The organism is Achromobacter spanius (assembly GCF_039673305.1).
GTDB lineage: Bacteria > Pseudomonadota > Gammaproteobacteria > Burkholderiales > Burkholderiaceae_B > Achromobacter > Achromobacter spanius_F.
This window is the reverse complement of the sequence record NZ_JBDJLJ010000007.1, coordinates 40,347-66,599: the sequence shown is the minus strand read 5'-3', so window position 1 is coordinate 66,599 and position 26,253 is coordinate 40,347. Positions and strand designations below refer to the sequence as shown.

Sequence of the window (26,253 nt, the reverse complement as noted above, 5' to 3'; positions counted from 1 at the left end):
TTCAAAGGGTCGCGCCGGGCTGCCCGCCGCGCAACAAGGGAATTCCCGATGTCGCCGCCAGCCAGGCGCCTCAATACAAGGTAGGATAGCCATCCCAAAAAACAGGAAACATCCGTGACCATCGAAATCCGTCCCGCCGCCCCGTCGGATGCGGCCCAGATCCATGCCTTCATCACCGAGCTGGCGGTCTATGAACGCGCCGCGCATGAGGTGATCGCCAGCGCCGATGACGTCGAGCGCACCCTATTCGCCGAAGGCGCGCCGGCCAAGGCGCTGATGTGCCTGCTGGACGGCAAGGCCATCGGCTACGCCGTCTATTTCTACAGCTATTCCACGTGGCTGGGCAAGAATGGGATCTATCTGGAAGACCTGTACATCACGCCCGAACAGCGCGGCATAGGCGCCGGCCGGGACCTGCTGCGCCGCCTGGCGCAGGAAGCCGTGGCGAACGGTTGCGGACGCCTGGAATGGAGCGTGCTGGACTGGAACCAGCCCGCCATCGATTTCTATCAGTCGATCGGCGCGCTGCCGCAGGACGAGTGGGTGCGCTACCGGATGGCCGGCGACGCGTTGCGCAATTTCGCGGAAGGCCGGCGCTAGAACTCGGGAAGGTCGAACAGCGTGTGCAGGGTGGAGCTGGGCACGGGCACCGACGCGAGATGCTCGCGCCCGTCGTCATCCACAAGCACGCGCACCGCGCGCGATGCGACGGTCAGGCCGTCGACGCTGATGGCGGTTTCGACTTCGGCCCCGTCCTTGATGAGCTCGATGACCTCGGAGGCGGCGGCCGTCATGGGTTCGGTGACCCAGCCCGGCACGCCGCGCACGGCCTGGCCCAGGCGCACGTAGGCGATATGTCCGCTGACCGATTCCTTGCGAACGGCGACGATCACATACAACGACATCCAGGCCTCCCTAATGTGTGGCCTGGATCGTATAACAACTTGGCGTCTTCAGGATGAACGCCAGCGTCAGGGTTCGATATCGATAGGCGCAAAGGACTTCACCAGGTCATCCAGCATCTTGAGCTGGGTCAGGAAGGGTTCAAGCTTGTCCAGCGGCAATGCGCTGGGGCCGTCGCATTTCGCGTTCTTGGGATCGGGATGGGCTTCCAGGAACAGGCCCGCCAGGCCGACCGCCATGCCCGCGCGGGCCAGGTCCGCCACCTGTGCCCGGCGGCCGCCCGAGGCCGCGTCCAGGGCCGAACGCTGTTGCAGCGCATGCGTCACGTCGAAGATCAGCGGACGATTGCCCGTCACCTTCTTCATCACGCCAAATCCCAGCATGTCCACGACCAGGTTGTCGTAGCCGAAGCTTGTTCCACGGTCGCACAGGATCAGCTTGTCGTTGCCGGCTTCGGTGAATTTCTCGACGATGTTGAGCATCTGGGTCGGGCTGAGGAACTGCGGCTTCTTGATGTTCACCACGCGCTGCGTCTTGGCCAGCGCGACGACCAGATCGGTCTGCCGCGCCAGGAATGCCGGCAACTGCAGGATATCGGCCACTTCCGCGACCGGCGCAGCCTGCCAGGGCTCGTGCACGTCGGTGATGACAGGCACGCCGAATTCCTTCTTCACGGCCTCGAAGATCTTCATGCCTTCTTCCAGGCCCGGTCCGCGGTAGGAATGGATGGACGAACGGTTGGCCTTGTCGAACGAGGCCTTGAACACGTAGGGAATCCCGAGCTTGCGGGTCACGCGCTGGTATTCCTCGCAGGCGCGCAGCGCGAGGTCCAGGGATTCGAGCACATTGATGCCGCCGAACAGCACGAAGGGCCGATCGTTCGCGCAGGCGATCGAGGAAGAAATTACGACTTCAGGGGCGGTCATGATGGATGAATCCTGTAGAAATGAGGCAGGTGATAGTGCGTAATGTACAACCTGCCCACCCAGGACTTCATCCCGGCGCCGCAGCGCCGGCCCTCAGCGGCGGGCAAGCATGCGCCGCAGCACGCCGTCGCGCAGGAAGTAATGGTGAAACAGGCCTGCCGCGGCGTGCACCAGGGCAAGGACCACGATCGACCAGGCCACGGTGTCGTGCAACCCGCCGATGAAGCGGCGCTGCTCGTGGGCGATGGGGATCAGCGTGGGCACGTCGAACAGGCCGAAGAACGCGAAGGGCTCGCCCTGCGCCCAGCGGAACAGAAAGCCCAGGATGATCTGCGCGGCCATCAGCAGGTACAGCAGGCCGTGTACGCCTGCACCAGCCACCCTTACCCACCCGGCGCCCGCCGGCGGCAGACGCCGGCCCGCGCTCAGGCGCCAGACGACCCGCAGGACGAAGACGGCGGCAAAGGCCAGTCCGAACGAGATATGCAAGGATTGCAGCAGGCGCCGCGTGGGCGTCCCCCGAGGAAGCACCCCCCAGATTTCGGCCAGCGCGAACAATCCCAGCACCAGCGCGGCGGTAAGCCAGTGCAGGACGATCGTGGTCGTGTCATAACGGGCCGGATCGGTTTGCGCGGGGGAGTAAATGGGTGTCGTCACGGGATACGCCTGCTGTCGGGAAACTGGCCCGCAAGCGTATTGAGATACGGCTGACTACGTCCTGATGGCGGCGTAGCCCGATGTCGGAGCCTGCCCTGCCGCCAGGCGGCGACAGGGGCAGGCGCCTACGCGATGTTATCGCCCGTGGCGCGCAAGATCCGTTCCGATGCCGGCTCGCTGACCAGCCGGTAGGCGAGCGCGCCGATGATCGCCCCCGCGATCGGCGCGACCCAGAACAGCCACAGCTGCTCGATCGCCCAGCCGCCCACGAACAGCGCGGGCCCGGTGGAACGCGCCGGGTTGACCGACGTATTGGTGACGGGGATGCTGATCAAGTGAATGAGCGTGAGCGCAAGGCCGATGGGAATGGCCGCGAATCCGGCGGGCGCGCGCTTGCTGGTGGCCCCCAGGATCACGAACAGAAAGCCGGCGGTCAGCACGACCTCGGTCACCAGCGCGGACAACATCGTGTACTTGCCGGGGGAGTAGGCGCCGTAGCCATTCGCGGCAAAGTGGCTGGCCTTCAGATCGAAACCCAGCTTGCCGCTGGCGATGGTGGCCAGCACCGCCGCCGCCACGATGGCGCCCAGCACCTGGGCAATGATGTAGGGAAGGATTTCGCGCGCGGGAAACCGGCCGCCCGCCACGAGGCCCACGGTGACGGCGGGATTGAAGTGCCCGCCCGAAATATGCCCCACCGCGAACGCCATGGTCAGGACCGTCAAGCCGAATGCCAGGGCCACGCCTGCGAAACCGATGCCCATCTCGGGAAAGCCGGCGGCCAGCACCGCCGCACCGCATCCTCCCAGGACCAGCCAGAACGTGCCAAAGAACTCCGCACCGCAACGCTTGGATAGCGAGTACATTTCCACTCCTTGAAAATGAAACCCCAACGGTATCGCCAAGCGCAAATTGGAAGGTTAAAGAATTGACAATCTTGACCATTCTTGTAGGCGCTGGAGGCGGCATGGCTGCCTCGGACAAGATAGCCGGGATGGCCATGCCGCGCAATCCCGCCGAAGGGCGACGCGCAAAGGCGCATGTGGCCCGCACCGTTCCCGCGGCCATGGGCGGCGCGTGACCGGTTGAGAAAGCCGGCGTGGAACGCCCGGCGGACCCGGCCGGGTCCGCCGGGCAGGCGTCAGCGCCTGAACTGGCTGGCGTCCAGGCTCCATAGCGTATGTTCGCTGGTCGACACCCCCACCGCCCCATGCCGGATCGCGATGCCCACGTCCGTCTGATTGCAGACAAAACCCGATGCGACGATGGGCGGCAAGGCCTTGAGATCCTGCGCGGCCATGTGCGCCAGCATCGGCGCCGGCATCAGCTGCACCAGGTTGGGATCGCTCTGCTCCAGCGCCTTGACGCTGCGCGGCCAGGTCGAGCGGTCCGTCACGAACACCTTCTGCATGGTCACCATGCCCGCCCGGTTGGCGCGCTGGATGGTGGCGACCCGGGTGGACACCAGGCTGGCCACGCCGATGTCCGCCAGGTACTCCACCCCGCCCTTGTCTTGCGACAGCCCCTCGCAGCTGTCGATATTGACGATGGCGAACTTGCCCGCCCGGTTGAGCGTGGCGATCACCGGCGCGAGCTTGCGCAATTCGACATTGGCCACGATCGCGATCTCGGCCGCGCCGCCCACGAAGGTGTTGATCTGCTCCACCCCGTAGAGTGTCGCGATGACCGGATGCCGCGCCAGGCACGCCCCGAATGATCTGTCCATGGTTATCGTCCACTCCGCTCGGGAACCAGCTGGTCGCCCAGTCCGAGCTTTCCAGGGTTGAGAATGTTCTGCGGATCGAGCGTGCGCTTGATCGCCTGCAGGACCTGAAACGCGCTGCCCAGCGACTCCTGCATGTACGGAGCCCGAAGCAGGCCCACGCCATGGTGGTGGCTGAGCGCCGCATTGTATTTAATCAGCACCGCGTTGGCCGCATCCCACGCCTGCCGGTACCACTGGGCCCGGCGGCCGACGTCCACGTCGCCGCGCAGCGAAAAATACAGGCATGCGCCGTCCACGTAGGCATGCGACTGGTGCGCCGACCCCGCCAGGGTGCCCGGCACTGCATTGACGGCGTCCACGACCTCTCGATAGATGGCGGCAAGGTCGCTCCAGCGGCCGGCCATTTCCAGCGTGTCGGCGACGAACCCGGGGCTGCGCTTGAACCCTTCCGCGCTCTTGCCCGTGAGATAGCGCGTTTCCAGCCAGCGCTCGAAGATCGCGTCGCCGTCGAGCTTCTCGCCCAGTTCCTGGCATGCGCCTTCGCTGATTTCCATGACGGCGTCCACCATCTGGCGCGCGCCCTCGTCCGCGATCAGCAACACGTTCAGGTCCGGCCGGTTGAACTGCACGCCGCTTTCCAGTTCGTCGTACAGGCGCAGCGCGGCGGGGTTCGCCCCGCGCTGCATGATCTCGCGGCAGGCGTCCAGGCCGATGGCGAAGGTCTTGAAACCATACGCGATCGCCCGGCCATAGTCCGGCAGGCGATGCAACTTCAATCGCACGCGCACGATGACGCCCAGCGTGCCTTCCGACCCGACGAAGACCTGCTGCAGGTCCGCGCCCAGCGCGGCCCGTGAATAGCCGCCGACGGTGATGAGGCTGCCGTCGGCCAGCACCACGTCCATGCCGAAAACCATGTCCTCGATCTTGCCGTAGCGGGTAGACAGCTGGCCCGCCCCGCGGCATGCGACCCAGCCGCCCACCGTGCTGATGCCAAACGACGACGGCCAGTGCCCCATCGTCAGTCCGTACTCGCCCTGGATCGTCTGTTCGAAGATGTCGCCGAACATGCCGGCCTCGACTTCGACGATCTGGCTCTCGCGGTCCACGCCGATCAGCCGGTTCAACTGGCAGACGTCCAGCACGATGCCGCCGCGCACCGGCAGCGCGGCGCCGGTCACGTTGCTGCGGCCGGCGGATACCGTTAGCGGGATGGCGCCTTCGTTTGCGATCCGCATGACCGCCTGCACCTGCTCGACGGTGGACACCTTGACGATGACGGCCCGCGGCGTGGCCGGCTTGCCGGCGGTTTCGGTCATCATCGAACCGGCCCACCAGTCCCGCGTCCAAGCCACGACATCGCCCACATCGGTCAGCACTTCGTCGGACGCGCCGCGCAGGGCGTCCACCTGCCTGTCGGAAACGCTGACGGGATCGCGCTGCAGGCCGGGCTCCGAACCCATGCCCGCCAGCGCCGCCGCGTACGCGGGCGGCGTGTGCGCCCCCACCACATAGTTGCCGCGGTTGTAGCCGCGCTTGATGGCTTCTTTGCTGATCATTCAATCGTCTCCCATGAGTACGGATTTTTCGCGCCGGACCGCAGCCAGGTAGTCTTCGACCTGCTGCGCGACGGCGGTTTCGGAAAGGCCCAGTTCGGCCTGCAATAGCTGGCCCACGCGCGCGGCGGCGCGGGCCGAGGCGTCGCGCGCCATCAGCCGCGCCCGCATGCGCCGCGACAGCACGTCCTGCACGGTGGCCGCCAGTTCATGGCGCGCCGCATATACGACTTCGGCCTCGGTGTAGGGCAGGCCCTCGACGATGGGCGCCAGCAGCTCCGGCCGGGCCTGCATGATGTCGCTGACAAAGCGGGCTTCAGTGCCGTAGCGCTCGCCCAGGTGCGCCGACAGGCCGCCCGACGCCACGATCGCCTGCGGGTCGTAACCGGCCGCGCCCAGCAGGTACGCCCGCCGGGTCACGCATCTGGCCTGCTTGCCGATGACCTGCTGGGCCGCATCGATGGTCTGCTCGGCCATGTGGCGCGAGGTCGTCAGCTTGCCGCCCACGATCGTGACCAGCCCGTCCGCCGCCACGCGGATCTCGTGATTGCGCTTGATCTCCAGGGTCTTGCCGCCGGGCGGCGCGACCAGGGGCCGGCAGCCCGCGATGCTGCCCACCACGTCCTCGGGCTGCAGATCGGTCTTGAGCGCCGAGCGCGCACCCTCCAGCAGGAAGTCCAGCTCGCGCCGCGTGCAGTGCACGTCGTCGAGATCGCCTTCGTAGTCTTCATCGGTCGTGCCCAGGTACGACACGTTGCCCCAGCGCGTGATCGTGGCGCGGCGGCTGCGGCCCGGAACCGGAATGGTCACCGTGCAGTCGTTGCGCACCTTCAGCCACGGCACCGCCACGTGCACGCCCTTGGCCGGCCGTATGTGCAGGGCCTGGGCGTCGTCCTTCCTGGCGCCGTTCCAGTCCCGCAGCCACACGCCCGTGGCCATGACGACGGCGCCGGCGCGCGCCCGGATCTCCTGTTGTCCCGCCTGCACGATCACGCCGTCCACCTTGCCGTGCTCATTGCGCGTCACCTCGATCGCCCTGGCGTGGTTGACGACCACGGCGCCGTGGAACGCCGCGCTGCGCGCGACGGCCAGCGTCAGGCGCGCGTCGTCGACGCGCGCATCGAAATACAGGAATCCGCCCAGCAGGCCTTTGTCCTTGAAGGTTGGACAGTGCGACAGCACTTCGGCCGGCGTCAACTTCTGGTGCAGGATGCCCTCGCGCCAGCCCCCGGCGATGTCGTAGGTCCACAGCAGGCTTTCGAACGCCTTGGACAGGCGCTTGTCGAAGACCCCGTCCCTTTCCAGGATCGGGAATAGGAACGGCAGGCGCTGCACCAGGTGCCTGGCGTTGCGCCGCAGGCGCTGGCGCTCGTGCAGGGAATGCCGCACCAGCCCCAGGTTGCCCTGTTCGATATACCGCAAGCCGCCATGCACCATCTTCGACGACTTGGAGGACGTGCCGGACGCGAAATCGTCTTTTTCGATAAGCGCCACGCGGTATCCGCGCAGGCTGGCGTCCAGCGCCGCATAGGCGCCCGTGATGCCCCCGCCCACGATGAGAATGTCGAAGCGTTCGCTGCCCAACCGGTCCAATTGCTCCTGCCGTATCAGGCGTAGTGGTTCGGTGCTCGTCATGTCGGCCTGATCCTTCCCAGGCTTTCTGGATAGCCACCCCATCATGTTTCCAAGGCCTCCTGCCTGTCATGCTTGAATTGATCGACGTGCGCCAGCTCGGCCTGCACGCGGGCATGCCACAGCGCGCGGCGGCGTGCCCGCTGCGCGGCATCCAGGACGGGTTCGAACACCGCGTCCGTGACCGTCGTCTTGCGGGCTTCCTGCAGCGATTCCCACATCAGGCCCGATGAGCCCGCCAGGAACGCCGCGCCGCGCAGGCTCGCGCGGTCGGCCTCCTGCATACGTCGTATCGGAATGCCGATCAGGTCCGCCTGGATCCGCAGCAGCGGATCGCTGCCGGCAAGTCCGCCGCCGACCACCAGTTCCGACACGCGCACGCCGGACGCTTCTTCGTCGGCCTCGATGCAGCTGGCGACCGAATGGGCGATGCCCTCGAGAATGGCGTAGGCGATTTCGGCCTGCGTTGTGGACATCGACACGCCGGTCAGCGACGCCCGTGCGCCCGCCTCCATCCTGGGCACGCGCAGCCCCGTCAGCGCCGGCACGAACGTGACGCCCCCCGATGACGTCGCCGTCGCCGCCAGCGCGGAGATTTCGCGCGCGTCCTTGAACCACTTCAGCTTGTCGCAGACCCAGTTCAACGCCGAACCGGTCGTGGCGACGAAGGTCTCGACCGCGTAGTGCGAAACTTCATGCTGCCGCCGCGCGGTCATGGTCAGCGATCCGGCCAGCCGGCCGGAATTGGCGGGAGGTTCGCTGCCCACGATCAGGTCCACGAAACTGCCCGTGCCATGCACGCACATCGCCTGGCCCCGATCCAGGCAGCCGAGCCCAACGGCGCCCGCATGCTGGTCTCCGGCGCAGGCGAGGATGGGCACGTCGATGCCCAACAGTTCCGGACGGGTCTGCCCGAAATCGTCGGCGTCCTGGCGCAGGGCGGGCAGCAAAGCGGCCGGAAAACCCAGCGCTTCCACCCACGCTTCGTAGTAGCCGTGTTCAGCAAGGATGTACGCGCCGGCGGACGTGGCGTTCGTCGGCGTGGTCACGCACTCGCGCCGCTGCGAAAAATGCCAGAGCAGCCAGCTGTCCACCGTGCCGAAGGCCAGCCGGCCCTCGCGCCAGGCCTGCGCCACGCACGGCGTGTCCCGCAGATGGCGCGCCGCCCAGAGATAGAGCGACCGGACGCCCACCGGCCGCCCCACGCGCGTCAGCAGGCGCTGATCCCATTCCGGGGCCAGCGCGGCCAGCTCGTCGACGTAGCGCGTGTCCTGCCACACCATGGCCGGCGCCAGCGCCTTGCCGCTATGCGTGTCCCACAGCACGGCGGTGGCGCGCTGCGTCGCGATCGCCAGGGCGACGATGTCCAGACCGGCGCGGGCCGCCTGCGTGATCGCGCCGCGGCAGACCTCGATGGTCTTGCGCAGGATGTCGTCGGCATCCTGTTCAACAACGCCGGGCCTGGGAGACTCGACCTGGAGCGGCAGATATTCCAGGCACGACACGTGCCCGTCGGCCGCCACCACTGCCGCCCGGGTGCCGGATGTGCCCTCGTCTATGGCAAGAATCACTGGCTGTTTTGTCATCGCGAGGCCTTTCCGATCGCGGGGTCCAGGGAGGAAAGCGGCGCATCGTCCTTGAACTGCGGCGCGCCGGCTTCGTTGTCGGGATTGATCGTCGTACGGGTCGGATCCCACCGGATCGCAAAGCAGATAATGCTGGCGATCAGGGGAACGACCGAGAGGATCAGGAAGGTCTTTTCCAGGCCGTAACTTTCGCGGAAGATCGGGAACACCAGCAGGCCGATCGCCGCGCCCGTGGATCCGAGCGCTCCGATGATGCCGTTGGCGCCCGCGCGCAGCTCGCTGCGGAACGACAGCGACGACAGGCTCTTGCCGTTGGCTCCCGGACCGCCGGAGTGGAACAGGATGAACAGGGACGGCACCACCACCGCCAGCCACAACGGCATCTTGCCGTGGAACGTGCCCAGGAGCAGCAGCATCAGGAATACCGCGGCAAAGCCGATCGCGGATGCGCGCCGCAGGCCCAGCTTGCGGCCGATCCAGGGCGACATGAACCCGCCGAAGATGCCGAACACGTTGAACACCAGCGCGCCGATGGTCGCGTAGATGAAGTCCTTGCCGAACAGCGCGGCGCTGATCAGGGGCAGATACCAGCCCACCGCGAAGTACTGGATGGACTGCCCGATCTGCACGGTGGCCGCCAGGATCGTGCGCGGCAGATATACGCCGCGAAAGATCAGCAGCACATTCGCAAGGCCGCGCCTGGCCAGGTTGACGACCGGCACCCGTTCATCGAGCGGCGCCGCCGCGAAGGGCTGGCCGTAGATGCGCGTCATCGCCAGCGCCGCGTCTTCGACCCGCTCCTTGCGCGCCAGCCAGATGGGGCTTTCGACCATGTAGCGCATCTGTAGCGTCAGGATGACAAGCGCGAAGATGGCGGTGGCGGCGACCGAGTAGCGCCAGATCGAATCGCCCACGTCCCACGAGAAAAACAGCATGGCCAGCAACAGGTTCGTGCACACGGCCGAATACCACATGCCTTGCCAGGTGTTCAGGCGGCTCTTGAACCTGGCGGGCGTGAACTCGGCCAGGACGGCCATGGCGATGGCGAAGTCGATCCCGTAGGCCGCACCCACGAAAAAACGGCCCGCCAGGATGACTTCAAAGCTGGGCGCGAACATCACCAGCACCGCGCCGATGACCGCCAGGAACTTGGCGATGATCAGCGGCCGGATGCGGCCCCAGCGGTCCGCCATCCAGCCGCCGATCGGATTGAATGCGATGGCCACCCACGCGGCCAGCGAAGTCATCAGCGCCACCTGCCCGGCCTTCAGGCCGAGGTCGCGCGTCATGGGGCCAAGCCCCGCGCTCAGCGCGGAGTTGGCAAAGGCGTCAAGAAACAATCCCCCCAGCGCGAGCCACCAGATAAGGCCGGCTCGGCCCGTGATGCCTGGGCGAGAATCGATATAAGCGATGACATCGTCGATGCCACGTATTTTTACGGTCGATGAATGCACAGTCGTCTCCTCTTGGAATTATTTCTGTAAGAGGTCGACGCAATCTGCGCGCGATAAAAGACCAACTTACAGATGGTCTTTTATCTAAATCTGTGCGGTGACTTTATGGACTATCCCGGAGCGTGTCAAGGTGGTTGGGCATGAGGAAAAACCCCCGTAACGCATGCGCGCGCCCGATGTGTGTCCGCGCATTTGCGGGCAAGGATTCGCATTGCTGCGCCACAGTGTTTCAACGATCTGGCGCAAGGTTTCGGCCCTCGTTGCGCCCGGGCAACTATGCCCTGCGCGCGCGCGGCTCCCGGTAAAATGTCCCATATATAGGGACTAAAAAATGACTCTCAGTGCGACGTCTGAAAGCATGACCAACGAGGACGCGGTCCGCCTGGCAACTGCATGGGCCGCCCGCAATCACGCGGATGCGCAACGCAGCGCGGCTTTCGCCGCCCAGTGGCACCAGGATGCCCCGCCTCACCTTTTGCAGGCCGGCGAACTTCACCGGGAACTGGAATTCTTCTTCCGGGCCGCCGCGAAAGACGCCGTCTATTGGCAATCCGTTGGCGACTTCACCGAAGAAGCCACCGGCGTGTGGGGCCTTCAAGCCTTGAAGGCGCTGGGCTGCCTGAACCTGGCGGGACTCGTCGCTGCGCTGATTCTCTTTCCCACCCGAGGCACGATGTTCGCCACCGTGGGCGTACTTGGCGCGGGACTCCTGTTCCTGCTGGGTCTGCTCCTGGCCTGGCCGTCGATTCGGCTGGCATCCCTGTCGCGCAGTCTTGCCGGCACGTCTTCGGCCATGCACAGCCACAAGGCGGGCACCGCGTCGACCTGGGAACAGCTTCGGGCGGCCAACGCCGCCGATCCCAACGTCGGCCGCAAGGAACGCAAACTGGCCGAGCGCCTGGCCTGGGCCATGACGGGCGCCGCCACCATCGGCTGTATCGTTCTTATCGCTTCAGTGTGGTTGTAGCGGCCGCGCTTGCCGGCCAGACTTTGAACGCCATTGCGTCCTTATCGGAGGCCCCGTGAAGCTGCTTCTCGCCTTTGTCCCCTTCGTTGCCTTCGCGCTGCTGGAGCACAGGCTGGGGGCACACCCCGCGCTCGTGGCGGCCACCGCCGTGTCCGCCCTGCTGGTCATCCGGGACCGGTTCATTCTTCATGCAGCGCCAAAGACGCTGGAAGTCGGGTCGCTGATCCTCTTCGGCGCACTGGCGTTCGCAACGCGATTCCCGGCATTCGCTCCCTCCATCCTGAGCGTCCGGCTTCTGGTGGATGCGGGCCTGCTGGCGATCGTGCTGGGATCGATCATCGTCGGCCGGCCCTTCACGCTGCAGTACGCGCGTGAACGCGTATCGCCGGAAGTCGCCGCGAGCCCCATGTTCCGGCGCACCGCGACCAGGATCGCGATGGCATGGGCCGCCGCGTTTGCGGTCATCGTCCTGGCGGACCTGGCCATGATGTATGTCCCTGCCGTTACCGCAGTTGTCGGCACCGTGGTCATCCTGGCCGCCCTGGGTGCGGCGGCCTGGTTCACCGCGTGGCTGCCGAAGTCGGTGAGACGATAGGCCGAAAGACAAGATGCGTGGCGATCGCACTTGAACATGGCGATCCCGCTTGATCCAGGCGCTCAGATCCCGCCATGCGCGATGCCCGGCATCAGCAGCACGACCAGCACGCCCACGATGGCTGCAAAAAGAAGGGATGCCATCCAGCCGTGCTTCTTGTAGAGGGCGATGAGCACCACCGCTCCGCCGGATATGCACAGCACGAAGAGCAGGAACGCCGAACTGGGGAACGAAGAGAAATGGCGGATGAGTTCCATGGCCGCACCTCCAGCTCAATGCCGAACGACTTCAGCATTTCACAACCGCAAGCGGTTTTCAATTTGGAGGGCAGGCGGTTGAACCCGAGCTAAACCTGGAGTTAGCCTGGAGTTAGCCTGGATTGGTCCTGGGGATTTGCTGGGGATTTTCCTGGCCGGGGGCCAGATCAGGCGACGATGGGCCAGGCGACTGCGAATTTTTCTGAAAGTCTTCGTTTTTGGCAGCCTGCCCGTACCCTAACCTACCGCTAAACCATTGATTTGAAAGGCTTAGCGCCTGCCCATCAACGGAAAAAAATCTTGGTGCGAAGGAGGGGACTCGAACCCCTACACCTGTTACGGCGTCAGGACCTAAACCTGGTGCGTCTACCAATTTCGCCACCTTCGCAATAGGCCAAGCCCGCTATTGTAGCTTGCTTGTTAAAATCTTGCGTCATGAATCCGCGCCTCGATGCCCTACACCCCTATCCGTTCGAAAAACTGCGGGCTTTGCTGGCCTCCGCCAGCTCGCAGCCGGACGGCCTTGCGCCCATCAATCTGTCGATAGGCGAGCCTAAGCATGCCGCGCCGGAGCGCGTGGCGCAGGCCATCCGCGACAGTCTCGGCGGGCTGTCCGTCTACCCTTCCACCAAGGGAGACCCCGCCCTGCGCGGGGCGATCTCGGAGTGGCTCGCGCGCCGCTACAGCATTCCCGCGCCAGACGCCGAAACGCAGGTGCTGCCGGCGCTGGGTTCGCGCGAGGCGCTGTTTGCGTTCACCCAGACCGTGATCGACCCGTCGGCCGGGTCGGTGGTGATCTGCCCCAATCCGTTTTATCAGATCTACGAAGGCGCCACGCTCCTGGCGGGCGCCACGCCCTACTTCGTCAATGCCGACCCGGTGCGCAATTTCGCGCCCGACTGGAACCAGGTCCCCGATGACGTCTGGAAGAAGACGCGCCTGGTGTTCGTGTGCTCGCCGGGCAATCCCGCCGGCAACGTCATGTCGCTGGACGAGTGGGAATCGCTCTTCGAACTGTCCGACCGCCACGGTTTCGTGATCGCGTCCGACGAGTGCTATTCCGAAATCTACCTGGACGAGGGCAATCCTCCGCTGGGCGGGCTGCAGGCGGCGCGCCGCCTGGGCCGCGACGACTACCGCAACCTGGTGGCGTTCTCCAGCCTGTCCAAGCGCTCCAACGTGCCGGGCCTGCGGTCGGGTTTCGTGGCGGGGGACGCCGCGCTGATCGGCCGATTCCTGCTGTATCGCACGTATCATGGCAGTGCGATGAGCCCGCTGGTGTCCGCGGCAAGCGTCGCGGCCTGGACGGACGAGGCGCACGTGAAGGAAAACCGCCGCCAGTACCGCGAAAAATTCGACGCGGTCGTGCCCATCCTGCAGAAAGTGCTGGATGTGTCGCGCCCGCAGGCTTCTTTCTATCTGTGGGCCGCCACGCCGGGCGCCGACACGGCCTTTGTCCGCGACCTTTATGGCCGCACCGGTGTTACCGTGCTGCCGGGAAGTTTCCTGGCGCGCGAAGCGCATGGCGCCAATCCGGGCCATGGCCGCATCCGCATCGCCCTGGTAGCGCCTTTGGCTGACTGCGTGCAGGCAGCCGAGCGCATCGCCCATTTTGTCCATACTTCTGTTTGATCAACCTTTAAAAGCTGAGCCGCTATGACTCTCGACCTGCAGACCACCATCGAAAAAGCCTGGGATGACCGGGCCAACCTGTCGCCCACCGACGCCAGCGCCGAAGTGCGCGAAGCGGTCGAGCACACCATCGACGGCCTGGATCTGGGCCGCCTGCGCGTGGCCGAGAAAATCAATGACGACTGGGTCGTGCACCAGTGGATCAAGAAGGCCGTGCTGCTGTCGTTCCGCCTGAACGACAACGCCATCATGGGCCAGGCTCCCCTGCAGTTCTACGACAAGGTGCCGCTCAAGTTCTCGGAATTCGGCGACAACGCCTTCAAGCAGGGCGGCTACCGCGTGGTGCCGCCGGCCGTGGCCCGCCGCGGCTCCTACATCGCCCGCAACGTGGTCCTGATGCCCTCCTACGTGAACATCGGCGCCTACGTCGACGAAGGCACCATGGTCGACACCTGGGCCACCGTCGGCTCGTGCGCGCAGATCGGCAAGAACGTCCACCTGTCGGGCGGCGTGGGCATCGGCGGCGTGCTGGAGCCGCTGCAGGCCAACCCCACCATCATCGAAGACAACTGCTTCATCGGCGCCCGCTCGGAAGTCGTGGAAGGCGTGGTCGTGGAAGAAAACTCGGTCCTGGCGATGGGCGTGTTCCTGTCGCAAAGCACCAAGATCTATGACCGCGCCACCGGCAAGATCACCTATGGCCGCGTGCCGTCGGGTTCGGTCGTGGTCCCGGGTTCGCTGCCGTCGGCCGACGGCACGCACAGCCTGGCCTGCGCCGTGATCGTCAAGCGTGTCGACGCGCAAACCCGCGCCAAGACCAGCATCAATGATCTGCTGAGGGCTTGATGAGCAACGCGGCCGTACTTGATCTGGTCAAGGACCTGATCGCCCGCCCGTCGGTCACGCCGGCGGATGAAGACTGCCAGGCGGCGCTCGCCGCCCGCCTGGAACGCATCGGCTTCACCTGCGAGACCATCGCGCAGGGCGGCGTCACCAATCTGTGGGCCCGGCGCGGCAGCGCCGCGCCGCTGACGGTCTTTGCCGGCCACACCGACGTGGTCCCGCCGGGGCCGCGCGAAAAGTGGAACAGCGATCCCTTCGTGCCCACCGAGCGCGACGGCTGGCTGTACGGCCGCGGCGCGGCCGACATGAAGAGCTCGATCGCCGCCTTCGTGGTGGCGGCCGAGGAATTCGTGGCGGCCCATCCGCAGCATGACGGCTCCATTGCCCTGCTGATCACGTCCGACGAAGAAGGCCCGTCCATCGACGGCACCGCCATCGTCTGCGACGCGCTGAAAGCGCGGGGCGAGCAGCTCGACTACTGCATCGTGGGCGAGCCGACCTCGGGCGACGTCCTGGGCGACACCTGCAAGAACGGCCGCCGCGGCTCCTTGTCGGGCAAGCTCACGGTCAAGGGCATCCAGGGCCACGTGGCCTACCCGCACCTGGCGCGCAATCCTGTGCATCAGTTGGCCCCGGCGCTGGCCGATATCGTCGGCATCGAATGGGACCAGGGCAACGAGTACTTCCCGCCCACGACGTTCCAGGTGTCGAACCTGAATTCGGGCACTGGCGCCACCAACGTGGTGCCGGGCGAAGCGGTTGCGCTGTTCAACTTCCGCTTCTCGACCGCCAGCACGCCCGAAAGCCTCAAGCAGCGCGTACACGCGGTGCTGGACAAGCATGGCCTGGAGTACGAACTGGACTGGGAACTGGGAGGTGAACCCTTCCTGACCCCGCGCGGTTCGCTGACCGACGCGCTGGTGCAGGCGATCCACGCCGAAACCGGCGTCACCGCCGAACTGTCCACCACCGGCGGCACGTCCGACGGCCGCTTCATCGCCAAGATCTGCCCGCAGGTCATCGAGTTCGGTCCCGGCAACGCCACGATCCACAAAGTCAACGAGCGGGTCGAAATCGCCTCGCTGGAGCCGCTCAAGAACATCTACCGGCGCACGCTGGAAAACCTGCTGCTGCCCAAGTGATGCCTGCCGGCGGGGGAAGCCCCCCGCCGCGCCCTGCCCGCTCGCCGGGCCCAGCCCCCGCCAAAGGGGGCGTTTTTCCCCTCGGGCGGTGAACCGAATGCCTACTATGAATCAAACCTCCCGCGAAGAACTGCAGACCGTGCGCGACCTGATCCGCTACGGCGTGTCGCGCCTGAACGGCGCCCAAGTGGCGCTGGGCCACGGCAGCGACAATGCCTGGGACGAGGCCGTCTACCTGACGCTGCACGCCCTGCACCTGCCGCTGGACACCCTGGAACCGTTCCTGGACGCCCGCGTGGTCCGGGAAGAACGCGAGCGCGTGCTGGACCTGCTGGATCGGCGCGTGACCGAGCGCGTGCCCGCCGCGTACCTGACCAACGAAGCCTGGCTGCGCGGCCACCGCTTCTACGTGGACAAGCGGGTGATCGTGCCCCGCTCGCCGATCGCCGAGCTGCTGGACGAAGGCCTGTCGCCCTGGGTCCAGGACGCGCTGGCCGTGGAAAACGTGCTGGATATGTGCACGGGGTCCGGCTGCCTGGCCATCCTGTCGGCGCTGGCCTTTCCCTATGCGCACGTGGATGCCGTGGATGTCTCTTCGGACGCGCTGGACGTGGCGCGCCGCAACGTCGACGACTACGGGCTGGCCGATCGGCTGGATCTGCACCAAAGCAACCTGTTCGACAACCTGCCGGCGCGCCAGTACGACGTGATCGTCTGCAATCCGCCCTACGTGAACAGCGGCTCGATGAACGTCCTGCCCCAGGAATACCTGCACGAGCCGCAACTGGCGCTTGCCGGTGGCCACGACGGCATGGACCTGGTGCGCCGCATCCTGGCCGCGGCCCCGCAGTTCCTGACGCAGGAGGGCGTGCTGGTGCTGGAGATCGGCCATGAACGCGACTTCTTCGAGGCCGCCTTCCCGCAATTGTCCCCTGTCTGGCTGGACACCGAGGAAGCCTCGGACCAGCTTCTGCTGCTTACCCGCGAGCAACTGAGCCTGTGATACGCGCTACTGGATTGACCCTGCGCCGCGGCACGAAAGTGCTGCTGGACGGCGCTGAATTCGTCGTGAACCCGGGGGAACGGGTCGGGATCGTCGGCAAGAACGGCGCGGGCAAGTCCTCGCTGTTTGCGCTGCTGACCGGCGCGCTGGACCTGGACGCCGGCACGCTGTCCGTGCCGGTGGGCTGGCGCATCGCCAGCGTCGAACAGGAACTGCACGCGGATGAACGCCCTGCCCGCGAGTTCGTCATCGACGGAGATACCCATCTGCGCGCGCTGCAGGCGCAGCGCGCCGGCCTCAGGGACGACCAGGGCACCGAGATCGCCGAAGTGGAAGCGGCGCTGGTGGAAGCCGGCGCCTGGAGCGCGCCTTCGCGCGCCGAGCAACTGCTGGCCGGCCTGGGCTTCAAGCCCGCCGAATGGATGCAGCCTGTCGAGAGCTTTTCCGGCGGCTGGCGCATGCGCCTGGCGCTTGCCCGTGCGCTGATGGCGCCGTCCGAGCTGCTGCTGCTGGACGAACCCACCAACCACCTGGACCTCGACGCCATGCTGTGGCTTGAGAAGTGGCTGGGCGCCTACGAAGGCACCGTCATGCTCATCTCCCACGACACCGAGTTCCTGGACGCGGTCGCCAAGTCCATCCTGCATTTCGACCATGCCAAGCTGATCCGCTACCGCGGCGGCTACGGCGACTTCCTGACCCAGCGCGCCGAGCGCCTGCGCCAGACCAGCATCGCCTACGATCGCCAGACCCGAGAGGCGGCCCGTCTGCAGGGCTTCATCGACCGCTTCAAGGCCAAGGCATCCAAAGCCAAACAGGCGCAAAGCCGCGTGAAGGCGCTGGCGCGCATGCAGGTGCTGGCGCCGCTGCAGGCCGAAGCGGGCATTGATATCCGCATCCCCTCCCCTGAACAGGTGCCCGACCCGCTGCTCACGCTGGAAGGCCTGTCGGCGGGCTATACGGACGCCGCCGGCAACGCGGTACCCATTCTGCGCGACGTCACGCTGATGGTGCGCGCGGGCAGCCGAGTCGGTGTGCTGGGCGCCAACGGCGCGGGCAAGAGCACGCTGATCAAGACGCTGGCCGAAGAAATCCCCGTGCAGGCGGGCGAACGCCGCGCCTCCCGCGGCCTGGCCATCGGCTATTTCCATCAGCACCAGCTCGACATGCTGGACGTGGACAGCACGCCGATCGCGCATCTGGCCCGCCTGGCGCCCGAGGCGCGCGAACAGGAACTGCGCAACTACCTGGGCGGATTCGGATTCTCCGGCGATACGGTGACCAGCAAGGTCGGCCCGATGTCAGGCGGCGAAAAGGCGCGCCTGGCGCTGTCGCTGATCGTCTGGCAAAAGCCCAACCTGCTGCTGCTGGACGAACCCAGCAACCACCTGGACGTGGAAACGCGCGAGGCCCTGGCCACCGCGCTGGCGGACTTTGGCGGCAGCATGCTGCTGGTTTCCCACGACCGGCACCTGCTGCGCACGACCGTGGACAGCTTCTGGATCGTGGCCGACGGCGCCGTGCGCGAATTCGACGGCGACCTCGAAGACTACCGGGACTGGCTGGCGGCCCGCAATGCGGGCGAGCGCGCCGAAGCGCGCGAAAGCGCCGCTGCCGACGGCGAACCCGTCGTCGACCGCAAGGCGCAGCGACGCGCCGACGCCGAACAGCGCCAGCGCCTGTCCGCCTTGCGCAAGCCGCTGGAATCCAGGCTGGCCAAGGTCGAATCCGAAATGGAAAAGCTGCGCGCAAAACTGCAGGCGCTGGACGCGGTGATTGCCGATCCGGACCTGTATTCCGACGCGCGGCGCGCCGAACGGCAGAAAGTCATGGCGGAACACGGCGAGCACGGCAAGCGCATGGACGAGCTGGAAGAGCAGTGGCTGGAGCTGCAGGGCTCGCTGGAAGAGATAGACCAGAGCGTGGCCTGATCGGCGAGGCGGCGCAGGCCGCCGCCAAAGCGGCGCCCGACGGCTTGCACAGGCAGGCCTCGCGCGCCGCTTTTTAATGCGTCACGAATACGGACGCTCGCGCAGGCGCGTGTGGTTGTCGATCACGGTGTCGATCACTTCGCGCAGGATGGTTTCGGCCAGGGCGGGCGGCACGCCCGCCTCGAGGGCCAGCCGGCGGATGCGCTCGACCTGCTGGGCCTCGCGCTTGGGATCCACCAGGTCCATGCCATGGTTGGTCTTCAACTCGCCGATCATGTCCGTGCAACGGAACCGCACGCCCAGCAGCAGCATGATCTGCTGGTCGATTTCATCGACTTCGGCGCGCAGCGACGCCAGCTCGGATTTGGGAGAATCGTTGTTGGCCATGTGTGTCAACCCTGAACAATGTCGAGCTTGGCGATGCCCAGCGCCAAGGTCTTGGCGCCTACGTCGCGGAAATGGATTTCCGCCTGCGCGTCCTGTCCCGCGCCGCTCAGGCCGATGATCGTGCCATCGCCAAACCGCGCGTGACGCACGCCCTGCCCTACACGATACTGCTTGTCGCCGACCGTGACGCCGGTGGCAACGCCACGGGGTTGACGCGGCGCAATGGTATTGGTCGGCTTGCGGCCAAACGCATCGCCGCGGTTGCCGCCCCCCCAGCCCGCGCCCGTGGCGCTGACCGGCGCCAGCCCTGCCTTGGGCGTCAGCCACTTCAGGTGCTGCTCGGGGATTTCGTCCAGGAAGCGCGAGCGCATGGCGTAGCGGGTCTGGCCGTGCAGCATTCGGCTCTGCGCCAGGCTGATGTACAGGCGCTGGCGCGCGCGGGTGATCGCCACGTACATGAGGCGGCGTTCTTCTTCCAGCCCGGACGGCTCCAGGATGCTGTTTTCGTGCGGGAACAGCCCTTCTTCCAGGCCGGTGATGAAGACCGCATCGAACTCCAGGCCCTTGGCGGCATGCACCGTCATGAGCTGGACGGCGTCCTGGCCCTGCTGGGCCTGGTTGTCGCCAGCTTCGAGCGCAGCGTGGGACAGGAACCCCGCCAGCGGCGTCAGACCCGTCCCCGCCACGGCGGGCGCATCCACCACGCCCGGCATGAGCGTGGATGAGGTGTCTTGGTCGGGCACCACGCCGGCCGGCAGGCCGTCGTAGTTTTCCTCGGACGCGAACACGGCCGCGGCCGTGATCAGTTCGTTCAGGTTTTCCAGGCGTTCGGCGCCTTCGCGCTCAGCCTTGTAGTGGGCGTTCAGCCCGCTGGCCTCGAGCATGTGCTCGACCATTTCGGGCAGCGGCAGATCGCGGGTCTCGTCGATCAGCCGATGGATCAATTGGGCGAACTGGGCCAGGTTGGAGCCGCCCTTGCCGCCGACCAGCGCCACCGCCGCGTACAGGCTGGTGTCGTGCGCCCGGGCCGCGTCCGCCAGCTGCTCCAGCGTGCGCGCGCCGATCCCGCGCGTGGGGAAATTGACGACCCGCATCCACGAGGTGTCGTCGTGCGGGTTGGCCATCAGGCGCAGGTAGGCCAGTGCGTGCTTGATTTCCTGGCGCTCGAAAAAGCGCAGGCCGCCATAGACCTTGTACGGAATCCCGGCCGAAAAGATGGCGTGTTCGAGCACGCGCGACTGCGCGTTGCTGCGATACAGGACGGCAATTTCGCGGCGGTCGCTGCCTTCGTGGATCAGGGAGCGGATTTCATCCACGATCCACTGCGCTTCCATGCCGTCGGAGGGCTGCTCGATGACGCGCACCGGCTCGCCTTCGCCCTGGTCGGTCCAGAGATTCTTGCCCAGGCGGCCGGTGTTGTGGCCGATCAGCGCATTGGCCGAATCCAGGATGTGGCCGAAGGACCGGTAGTTCTGCTCCAGGCGGATCACGGTGCCATGCGCGTAGTCGCGCTCGAAATCGGCCATGTTGCCGACGTTGGCGCCGCGGAACGCGTAGATGGACTGGTCGTCGTCGCCCACCGCGAAGATGGACGCGCCCCCGCCCGCCAACAGGCGCAGCCACTTGTACTGCAGCGTATTGGTGTCCTGGAACTCGTCGACCAGGATGTGGCGGAAACGGCGCTGATAGTGCTCGCGCACGGGCGCATTGCGCGACAGCAGTTCGTAGGCGCGCAACAGCAGTTCGGCGAAGTCGACCACGCCTTCGCGCTGACACTGGGCCTCGTAGAGCTGGTAGATCTCGATCAGGCGGCGGCGATGGGCGTCGTAGGCCTCGACGTCGGACGGACGCAGGCCTTCTTCCTTGGCGCCATTGATGAAGCGCTGCACATCGCGGGGAGGATACTTTTCGTCGTCGACGCCGTTCGCCTTCATGAGGCGCTTGATCGCCGCAAGCTGGTCGGTGACGTCCAGGATCTGGAAGCTCTGCGGCAGGCCGGCATCGCGATGATGCGCGCGCAGCATGCGGTTGCAGAGGCCGTGGAAGGTGCCGATCCAGAGGCCGCGCGTATCGATCGGCAGGATGGCCGACATGCGCGCCAGCATTTCGCGGGCGGCCTTGTTGGTGAACGTGACCGCCAGAAGCCCAAAAGGCGAAGCCTGGCCGGTTTGAATCAGCCAGGCCATGCGGGTGGTGAGCACCCGGGTCTTCCCGCTGCCCGCCCCGGCCAGGACCAGGGCGTGCTGCGGTTCTAACGTTACTGCGGCGCGTTGTTCAGGGTTGAGCTTCTCTAGCATCATGCCGCGTAGCGGCGCAGATGTTGAGCGAACTGCTCAAGCCCGGCGATGCCGCTTTGCTGGGCGCGCTGGCACCAGGCCTGCAGGTCATGAAGGAGCTGTTCGCTGCTGGCGCTGGAGCTTTCCCAGATGCGGCCGAGTTCACGGCGCATCTGCACCAGCGTCGAGAGCGACTTGTTCTGGGCGATGGCCTTGTCCACGGCGGCCAGTTGCTCGGGCTGCAGGATGTCCTCGTTGCGATGGATGGCGCGGCGCACCTGGTGCAGCTTGGTCCAGCCGCATTCGGCATTGCCTTCCTGGCGCGAGGCTTTCAGCTTGGCCATTTCTTCGCGGGCGGCGCTCTTGATCACGTCCGCATAGCGGGCCATGACTTCGTAGCGGTGCGTGATCACGCCTTGCAGCGTGCGCAGGTCGATGCCGGTGCGGGTGTCGTCCAGCTTCAGCTTGGGCGCAACCTTCTTGATCTTGGCCAGGCCGAAGAACTTGAGGATGTTGATGTAGCACCAGCCGATGTCGAATTCGTACCACTTGGCCGAGAACTTGGCCGACGTGCCATGGGCATGGTGGTTGTTGTGCAGCTCTTCGCCGCCGATCACGATGCCCCAGGGGAACACGTTGGTGCTGGTGTCCGGGCTGTTGTAGTTGCGGTAGCCCCAGTAGTGGCCAATGCCGTTGACGACGCCGGCCGCCCAGAAGGGAATCCAGGCCATCTGCACCGCCCACACCGTGACGCCGACGGCGCCGAACAGGGCCACGTCGATGGCGAGCATGGTCAGCACGCCCCACAGGCTGTGCTTGCTGTAGACGTTGCGCTCGAGCCAGTCGTCAGGCGTGCCGTGGCCGAACTTGGCCATGGTTTCCTTGTTGTTCGATTCTTCGCGGTACAGTTCCGCGCCGCGGAACAGCACCTTCCAGATGCCGAACAGGATGGGCGAGTGCGGGTCACCTTCCTTTTCGCATTTGGCGTGATGCTTGCGGTGAATGGCCACCCATTCCTTGGTGACCATGCCGGTCGTCATCCAGAGCCAGAAGCGGAAGAAGTGCATGACAGCCGGATGCAAGTCCAGACCGCGGTGCGCTTGGCTGCGATGGAGAAAAACCGTGACCGAAACAATCGTGATGTGCGTCACGACCAAAGTGAAAACGACGATCTGCCACCAAGTCGCTTGGGTCAGGCCGCCGGCAATGAAGGAGAGGATGTAATCCATAAAGCTGTTATGAGCCTCGCTTGAGAAGTGGCTGAAGTTTAGCTTACCTTAGCCGTCTGATGACAATCTAGTTTCAAAATAGTTATTGAGAGAAATCAAGGACTAAGCAGCGAATCTGAGCAAAAAAGCCCCGTCTCGCGGCGGCTGCGCAACCGCAAGACCCGGCATGGCCAGGATTCGGCCCCTGGGGCCGCCCCGGCGCGGGTGCGCAGGGGATTCGCCATGGAGACGTTTTGGCCACAATTCCCGATTAAAGTTCCTGTCAGGCTCGCCTGCAGGCTTGTAGGCGCCGCCGGACGGGCGCACACTGCACGCCCAATCGCCCTGCACATTGTCTCTTTTGCCCCACTGATGCTGCTCGAATCAATGCGTCCCTGTTTCTACCCCGCCCTGGCCGCCCTCGCAATGACGCTAGCGTCCCCCGCCGGCGCGCAAACGCTGAAGTCGGGGGACGTTGCCGTCCTGGCTTCCTACTATGAGATACGCGGATCGGATTGCCTGGCGCTGCGAGCGCCGCGGGTGTCCATCACCCAGATGCCGTCCCTGGGCAAGGCCAGCATCCTGCAGACGCGCGGGCAATCCAGCGATTCCGGCCGCTGCGCGTACAAGTCCGTGCCGGTGGCCCAGGTGGTCTACCAGGCCGGACAGCCGGGTTCCGACACCCTGTCCTGGGAAGTGAAATACCAGAACAAGGCCATCGGAACCCGCCGCTACAGCGCGACCGTGGGCGTCACGCCGGGTCCTTGACCCCGATTTCCTCGTCAACGTCCGCCTCGACGGCCACGTCCTCGGATTCCACGGCCTCGGCGGCATCCGCGGCGGCGCCCTTCTTTTTGCGCTCGAAGACCGCGGCGAAGAAGCCGTCGGTGCCGTGCACATCCGGGCGCAATTGCACGTACGGGCCTTCCAGCTTCAGCGTTTCGCAACGGGCCGCCAGGATTTCAGCCGCGTCCAGGCGCTCGAAGTCCGGATGGCCGGCCAGGAAGCGCTCGGCCTGCGCCTCGTTTTCCTCTTCCAGCAAGCTGCAGGTCGCGTAGACCAGACGGCCGCCCGGCGCCACGCAACGGGCGGCGCTGTTCAGGATGCGCTCTTGCAGTTGGCCCAGCTCGGCCAGCGCTTCGGGGTGCTGGCGCCATTTCAGGTCCGGATTGCGGCGCAGGGTGCCGATGCCGCTGCAAGGCGCGTCGACCAGCACGCGCTGGGCCTTGCCGGCCAGGCGCTTCACGCGGGCGTCGTTTTCATTGTCGATGACCACGGGCACGACGTTCGACAGGCCGCTGCGCGCAAAGCGCGGCTTGGCGCGCGCCAGGCGGGCAGCCGACACGTCGAAGGCGTACAGGCGGCCGGTCGACCGCATCAGGGCGCCCAGCAGCAGGGTCTTGCCGCCCGCGCCAGCGCAGAAATCGATGATCATCTCGCCGCGCCGCGGCGCGACCAGCAGCGCCAGCAACTGGCTGCCTTCGTCCTGGACCTCGATGCTGCCGTTCTCGAACTGCGGCCAACGGTTGATGGCGGGACGGCCCTGCATGCGGATGCCCCACGGCGAAAACGGCATGGCGACCGGCTCGTAGCGGCCGGCGCTTTGCTGCAGCTCAGCCAGCATCTCGTCGCGCTCGGTTTTCAAGGGATTGACGCGCAGGTCCAGGCTGGCCTGGCGGTTCAGCGCTTCGATCAGCGTTTCCGGGCTGTCCATGGCGCCAAGGCGTTCGTCCAGCCAATCTGGGATGCTGCCGCGCACCGCCCGCGGCAAGGTCGCCAGGTCGATGCGCGAGACGCGCTTGAGCCATTCCGCTTCGGCCGCGTCCATGCCGTCTTGCAGGGCTTCGGCGCCCAGCGTGGCATTCAGGCCCAGGATGGCCAGGCGGCGCGAAGCGGGACCGACCCCGCTTTCGCCGTACTGGCGGTAGCGGCGCAGGTGGCGCAGGACGTCATAGACGGCCTCGGCGACTTCGGAGCGGTCGCGCGCGCCCAGGTTGGGGTGCTGGCGCATCCAGTGCGACAACGAGGCGTCGGCCGGATAGGTCCACTGCAGGATTTCGCCCAGGACGCGCTGCACCTGGTCGATGCGGATGGCGGCATGGGACTGGCGCGGGCGATTGAATTGCGGCTTTTGCGGCGCCTGTTCGCGGTCGCCGCCGAAGGAGGAACGCGAATCGGGACGGCCCTGGCCTTCGCGGCGCTCGGAACCGTAGGAACCGCGATCACCACCACGGCCTTCGCCACGCTGCCCGCCGCCGAACGACGCGCGCGAGTCCGGACGGCCCTGGCCTTCACGGCGCTCGGAGCCGTAGGAACCGCGATCACCACCACGGTAGTCGCCGCGCTCGCCGCCGAAGGATTGGCGCGAGTCCGGGCGGCCCTGGCCTTCGCGGCGTTCGGAACCGTACGAACCGCGTTCGCCGCCGCGGCCTTCGCCACGCTGCCCGCCGCCGAACGACGAGCGCGAGTCCGGACGGCCCTGGCCTTCGCGGCGCTCGGAACCGTACGAACCACGTTCGCCGCCGCGGCCTTCGCCACGCGGCGCGTCAAAGGACGGACGCGGGGAAGGACGGCCGCCGGCGCGCTCTTCGCGCGAGCTGTTGCCCCGGTCGGACCGTTCACGTGGCTGGGACTCGCGGGCGTCGCCCTTGGGGCGGGAGAAAAAGGACCGACCATCGCGTCCTTCGGAGGCTGCCCTCGGGGAGCCTGCCGGACGGGAACGCGGAGATTGGGGTTTAGTCATGGTGTATTCCAGAGGGACGGACGGTATCCGCCCGAAAAAAGCGATTCGGGGCCGCTCAGGCGGCCGGCGACCAGGAGAAAAGGCGGGCCGGATCGCCTTGGACATCCACGCGATGGTCGCTGGTCAGGGTAACCCGGCCTTCGGCCAGCCAGCGCACCGCGGCGGGGAAAGCCTGATGTTCCACCGCCAGCACGCGATTGGCCAGCAGTTCCGGCGTGTCGCCCGCCAGGACGGGCACGCAGCCCTGGGCGATGATGGGACCATGGTCCAGCACCGGGGTCACGAAATGGACGGTGCAGCCATGCACCCGCACGCCGGTCGCCAGCGCCTGCGCATGGGTATGCAGGCCGGGGAACGCCGGCAACAGCGACGGATGGATATTGACCAGCCGCCCGGCGTAGTGATTGACGAAGCCTGGCGTCAGCACGCGCATGAAACCGGCCAGGATGACGTAGTCGGGCGCATAGCGGTCGATTTCCGCGGCGAGCGCTGCGTCGAAGGCTTCGCGGCTGGCGTAGTCCTTGTGGTACAGGGCGGCGGTGGGGATGCCCTGCCCGGCGGCCCATTCCAGTCCGGCCGCGTCGGGACGGCTGGCAATGACGGCGGCGATGTCGGCCGGCCAGCCTTCGTTGCGGCAGGCCTCGGCCAGCGCCTGCATGTTGCTGCCCCGCCCCGAGATCAGGATGACGAGGCGGCGCTTGGTAGAAGAAATTTCCGGCAAGATGAAGAATTCCAAGGGAAATCGGGCCTGTCCGCCCCCCGGAATCCGGCGCGCAAAACGGCCAGCGCGCGCGGCGGAGGTGGGATAGGAACAAACCCGTAATCCAAA

General features: G+C 66.3%; 25 protein-coding genes and 1 tRNA gene. 10 read left to right on the top strand and 16 right to left on the bottom strand.

The genetic code is table 11. The features are described from left to right. Nucleotides 1-114: 114 nt before the first annotated feature. Entirely contained in the window at nucleotides 115-600 is a 486-nt protein-coding gene (locus tag ABE485_RS09095; protein WP_346514964.1) for a GNAT family N-acetyltransferase, read from the top strand. Here ABE485_RS09095 and ABE485_RS09090 read toward each other — a convergent pair. The 9 genes from ABE485_RS09090 to ABE485_RS09050 form a co-directional block, all read right to left on the bottom strand. Further along, nucleotides 597-905: a DUF3892 domain-containing protein gene (locus tag ABE485_RS09090; RefSeq protein WP_346514963.1), complete on the bottom strand. Its 309-nt coding sequence runs from the start codon at nucleotides 903-905 to the stop codon at nucleotides 597-599. The genes ABE485_RS09095 and ABE485_RS09090 overlap by 4 nt on opposite strands. Before the next feature lie 66 nt (nucleotides 906-971). Further along, nucleotides 972-1,829 carry a 3-deoxy-8-phosphooctulonate synthase gene (gene kdsA, locus ABE485_RS09085; protein ID WP_346514962.1) on the bottom strand — a complete coding sequence of 286 codons (858 nt, stop codon included), beginning with the start codon at nucleotides 1,827-1,829 and terminating at the stop codon, nucleotides 972-974. A gap of 93 nt (nucleotides 1,830-1,922) precedes the next feature. Then, a complete protein-coding gene (locus ABE485_RS09080) occupies nucleotides 1,923-2,486 on the bottom strand; it encodes a cytochrome b (protein ID WP_346514961.1) in 564 nt (187 codons plus the stop codon). Between the two features lie 125 nt (nucleotides 2,487-2,611). Continuing rightward, nucleotides 2,612-3,352, bottom strand: a complete 741-nt coding sequence (aqpZ, locus tag ABE485_RS09075; protein WP_346514960.1) for an aquaporin Z — start codon at nucleotides 3,350-3,352, stop codon at nucleotides 2,612-2,614. Between the two features lie 275 nt (nucleotides 3,353-3,627). Further along, complete coding sequence (locus ABE485_RS09070) at nucleotides 3,628-4,212, bottom strand: glycerol-3-phosphate responsive antiterminator (protein WP_346514959.1); 585 nt, start codon at nucleotides 4,210-4,212, stop codon at nucleotides 3,628-3,630. 2 nt (nucleotides 4,213-4,214) lie between these two features. Further along, on the bottom strand, nucleotides 4,215-5,771 hold the full coding sequence (locus ABE485_RS09065; protein WP_346514958.1) for an FAD-binding oxidoreductase: 1,557 nt from the start codon (nucleotides 5,769-5,771) through the stop codon (nucleotides 4,215-4,217). After that, nucleotides 5,772-7,448 carry a glycerol-3-phosphate dehydrogenase/oxidase gene (locus ABE485_RS09060; protein ID WP_346514957.1) on the bottom strand — a complete coding sequence of 559 codons (1,677 nt, stop codon included), beginning with the start codon at nucleotides 7,446-7,448 and terminating at the stop codon, nucleotides 5,772-5,774. It lies immediately after the preceding gene. Further along, nucleotides 7,445-8,986, bottom strand: coding sequence for an FGGY family carbohydrate kinase (locus ABE485_RS09055; RefSeq protein WP_346514956.1), 1,542 nt, complete (start codon nucleotides 8,984-8,986; stop codon nucleotides 7,445-7,447). Before ABE485_RS09055 ends, ABE485_RS09060 begins: the two co-directional genes overlap by 4 nt. Next, a complete protein-coding gene (locus ABE485_RS09050; protein WP_346514955.1) occupies nucleotides 8,983-10,440 on the bottom strand; it encodes an MFS transporter in 1,458 nt (485 codons plus the stop codon). The genes ABE485_RS09055 and ABE485_RS09050 overlap by 4 nt, the downstream gene beginning before the upstream one ends. Before the next feature lie 358 nt (nucleotides 10,441-10,798). Here ABE485_RS09050 and ABE485_RS09045 point away from each other — a divergent pair, with 358 nt between their 5' ends. Both ABE485_RS09045 and ABE485_RS09040 read left to right on the top strand, forming a co-directional pair. Next, nucleotides 10,799-11,407, top strand: coding sequence for a hypothetical protein (locus ABE485_RS09045; protein WP_346514954.1), 609 nt, complete (start codon nucleotides 10,799-10,801; stop codon nucleotides 11,405-11,407). 55 nt (nucleotides 11,408-11,462) lie between these two features. Further along, nucleotides 11,463-12,002, top strand: coding sequence for a hypothetical protein (locus ABE485_RS09040; RefSeq protein ID WP_346514953.1), 540 nt, complete (start codon nucleotides 11,463-11,465; stop codon nucleotides 12,000-12,002). A gap of 62 nt (nucleotides 12,003-12,064) precedes the next feature. Here ABE485_RS09040 and ABE485_RS09035 read toward each other — a convergent pair whose 3' ends face one another. Next, complete coding sequence (locus ABE485_RS09035) at nucleotides 12,065-12,259, bottom strand: hypothetical protein (protein WP_346514952.1); 195 nt, start codon at nucleotides 12,257-12,259, stop codon at nucleotides 12,065-12,067. A 301-nt stretch (nucleotides 12,260-12,560) separates the two neighbouring features. Continuing rightward, a tRNA-Leu gene (locus ABE485_RS09030) sits at nucleotides 12,561-12,647 on the bottom strand. Between the two features lie 47 nt (nucleotides 12,648-12,694). Between ABE485_RS09030 and dapC the strand changes: the two genes are divergently transcribed. From dapC to ABE485_RS09005, 5 genes are all read left to right on the top strand, one after another. Beyond that, a complete protein-coding gene (gene dapC / locus ABE485_RS09025; protein ID WP_346514951.1) occupies nucleotides 12,695-13,891 on the top strand; it encodes a succinyldiaminopimelate transaminase in 1,197 nt (398 codons plus the stop codon). A 24-nt stretch (nucleotides 13,892-13,915) separates the two neighbouring features. Further along, nucleotides 13,916-14,737: a 2,3,4,5-tetrahydropyridine-2,6-dicarboxylate N-succinyltransferase gene (gene dapD, locus ABE485_RS09020; protein ID WP_008159467.1), complete on the top strand. Its 822-nt coding sequence runs from the start codon at nucleotides 13,916-13,918 to the stop codon at nucleotides 14,735-14,737. Further along, complete coding sequence (gene dapE / locus ABE485_RS09015) at nucleotides 14,737-15,876, top strand: succinyl-diaminopimelate desuccinylase (RefSeq protein ID WP_346514950.1); 1,140 nt, start codon at nucleotides 14,737-14,739, stop codon at nucleotides 15,874-15,876. Before dapD ends, dapE begins: the two co-directional genes overlap by 1 nt. Nucleotides 15,877-15,982: 106 nt before the next feature. After that, nucleotides 15,983-16,879 carry a 50S ribosomal protein L3 N(5)-glutamine methyltransferase gene (gene prmB / locus ABE485_RS09010; RefSeq protein ID WP_346514949.1) on the top strand — a complete coding sequence of 299 codons (897 nt, stop codon included), beginning with the start codon at nucleotides 15,983-15,985 and terminating at the stop codon, nucleotides 16,877-16,879. After that, nucleotides 16,876-18,810: an ABC-F family ATP-binding cassette domain-containing protein gene (locus tag ABE485_RS09005; protein ID WP_346514948.1), complete on the top strand. Its 1,935-nt coding sequence runs from the start codon at nucleotides 16,876-16,878 to the stop codon at nucleotides 18,808-18,810. Before prmB ends, ABE485_RS09005 begins: the two co-directional genes overlap by 4 nt. Before the next feature lie 81 nt (nucleotides 18,811-18,891). Here the strand turns inward: ABE485_RS09005 and ABE485_RS09000 are convergent, their stop codons facing one another. From ABE485_RS09000 to ABE485_RS08990, 3 genes are read right to left on the bottom strand one after another with little or no spacing between them, the layout of a single operon-like run. Beyond that, nucleotides 18,892-19,197, bottom strand: coding sequence for a chorismate mutase (locus ABE485_RS09000; protein WP_346514947.1), 306 nt, complete (start codon nucleotides 19,195-19,197; stop codon nucleotides 18,892-18,894). Nucleotides 19,198-19,202: 5 nt separating this feature from the next. Continuing rightward, nucleotides 19,203-21,497: a UvrD-helicase domain-containing protein gene (locus ABE485_RS08995; RefSeq protein ID WP_346514946.1), complete on the bottom strand. Its 2,295-nt coding sequence runs from the start codon at nucleotides 21,495-21,497 to the stop codon at nucleotides 19,203-19,205. Further along, nucleotides 21,494-22,624, bottom strand: a complete 1,131-nt coding sequence (locus ABE485_RS08990; protein WP_430795408.1) for a DesA family fatty acid desaturase — start codon at nucleotides 22,622-22,624, stop codon at nucleotides 21,494-21,496. The genes ABE485_RS08995 and ABE485_RS08990 overlap by 4 nt, the downstream gene beginning before the upstream one ends. Here ABE485_RS08990 and ABE485_RS31225 point away from each other — a divergent pair. Continuing rightward, on the top strand, nucleotides 22,550-22,726 hold the full coding sequence (locus ABE485_RS31225; RefSeq protein WP_430795409.1) for a hypothetical protein: 177 nt from the start codon (nucleotides 22,550-22,552) through the stop codon (nucleotides 22,724-22,726). The genes ABE485_RS08990 and ABE485_RS31225 overlap by 75 nt on opposite strands. A gap of 327 nt (nucleotides 22,727-23,053) precedes the next feature. After that, complete coding sequence (locus ABE485_RS08985; RefSeq protein WP_346514944.1) at nucleotides 23,054-23,449, top strand: hypothetical protein; 396 nt, start codon at nucleotides 23,054-23,056, stop codon at nucleotides 23,447-23,449. Here ABE485_RS08985 and ABE485_RS08980 read toward each other — a convergent pair. Together ABE485_RS08980 and purN are read right to left on the bottom strand one after the other, a co-directional pair. Next, nucleotides 23,433-24,692, bottom strand: coding sequence for an RsmB/NOP family class I SAM-dependent RNA methyltransferase (locus ABE485_RS08980; protein WP_346515058.1), 1,260 nt, complete (start codon nucleotides 24,690-24,692; stop codon nucleotides 23,433-23,435). The genes ABE485_RS08985 and ABE485_RS08980 overlap by 17 nt on opposite strands. Before the next feature lie 787 nt (nucleotides 24,693-25,479). Then, entirely contained in the window at nucleotides 25,480-26,136 is a 657-nt protein-coding gene (gene purN, locus ABE485_RS08975; protein WP_346515057.1) for a phosphoribosylglycinamide formyltransferase, read from the bottom strand. Nucleotides 26,137-26,253: the final 117 nt, after the last annotated feature.

Bases quoted from the DNA above. Each gene is read 5' to 3' on its own strand.
- dapD (WP_008159467.1), top strand. From the start codon at position 13,916: ATGACTCTCGACCTGCAGACCACCATCGAAAAAGCCTGGGATGACCGG.
- dapC (WP_346514951.1), top strand. From the start codon at position 12,695: ATGAATCCGCGCCTCGATGCCCTACACCCCTATCCGTTCGAAAAACTG.
- ABE485_RS08995 (WP_346514946.1), bottom strand. From the start codon at position 21,497: ATGATGCTAGAGAAGCTCAACCCTGAACAACGCGCCGCAGTAACGTTA.
- ABE485_RS31225 (WP_430795409.1), top strand. From the start codon at position 22,550: ATGCAAGTCCAGACCGCGGTGCGCTTGGCTGCGATGGAGAAAAACCGT.
- ABE485_RS09065 (WP_346514958.1), bottom strand. From the start codon at position 5,771: ATGATCAGCAAAGAAGCCATCAAGCGCGGCTACAACCGCGGCAACTAT.
- ABE485_RS09000 (WP_346514947.1), bottom strand. From the start codon at position 19,197: ATGGCCAACAACGATTCTCCCAAATCCGAGCTGGCGTCGCTGCGCGCC.
- ABE485_RS08985 (WP_346514944.1), top strand. From the start codon at position 23,054: ATGCTGCTCGAATCAATGCGTCCCTGTTTCTACCCCGCCCTGGCCGCC.
- ABE485_RS09090 (WP_346514963.1), bottom strand. From the start codon at position 905: ATGTCGTTGTATGTGATCGTCGCCGTTCGCAAGGAATCGGTCAGCGGA.
- prmB (WP_346514949.1), top strand. From the start codon at position 15,983: ATGAATCAAACCTCCCGCGAAGAACTGCAGACCGTGCGCGACCTGATC.
- ABE485_RS08980 (WP_346515058.1), bottom strand. From the start codon at position 24,692: ATGCGCCAGCACCCCAACCTGGGCGCGCGCGACCGCTCCGAAGTCGCC.
- ABE485_RS09055 (WP_346514956.1), bottom strand. From the start codon at position 8,986: ATGACAAAACAGCCAGTGATTCTTGCCATAGACGAGGGCACATCCGGC.
- ABE485_RS09035 (WP_346514952.1), bottom strand. From the start codon at position 12,259: ATGGAACTCATCCGCCATTTCTCTTCGTTCCCCAGTTCGGCGTTCCTG.
- ABE485_RS09045 (WP_346514954.1), top strand. From the start codon at position 10,799: ATGACCAACGAGGACGCGGTCCGCCTGGCAACTGCATGGGCCGCCCGC.
- aqpZ (WP_346514960.1), bottom strand. From the start codon at position 3,352: ATGTACTCGCTATCCAAGCGTTGCGGTGCGGAGTTCTTTGGCACGTTC.
- ABE485_RS09060 (WP_346514957.1), bottom strand. From the start codon at position 7,448: ATGATGGGGTGGCTATCCAGAAAGCCTGGGAAGGATCAGGCCGACATG.
- ABE485_RS09070 (WP_346514959.1), bottom strand. From the start codon at position 4,212: ATGGACAGATCATTCGGGGCGTGCCTGGCGCGGCATCCGGTCATCGCG.
- kdsA (WP_346514962.1), bottom strand. From the start codon at position 1,829: ATGACCGCCCCTGAAGTCGTAATTTCTTCCTCGATCGCCTGCGCGAAC.
- dapE (WP_346514950.1), top strand. From the start codon at position 14,737: ATGAGCAACGCGGCCGTACTTGATCTGGTCAAGGACCTGATCGCCCGC.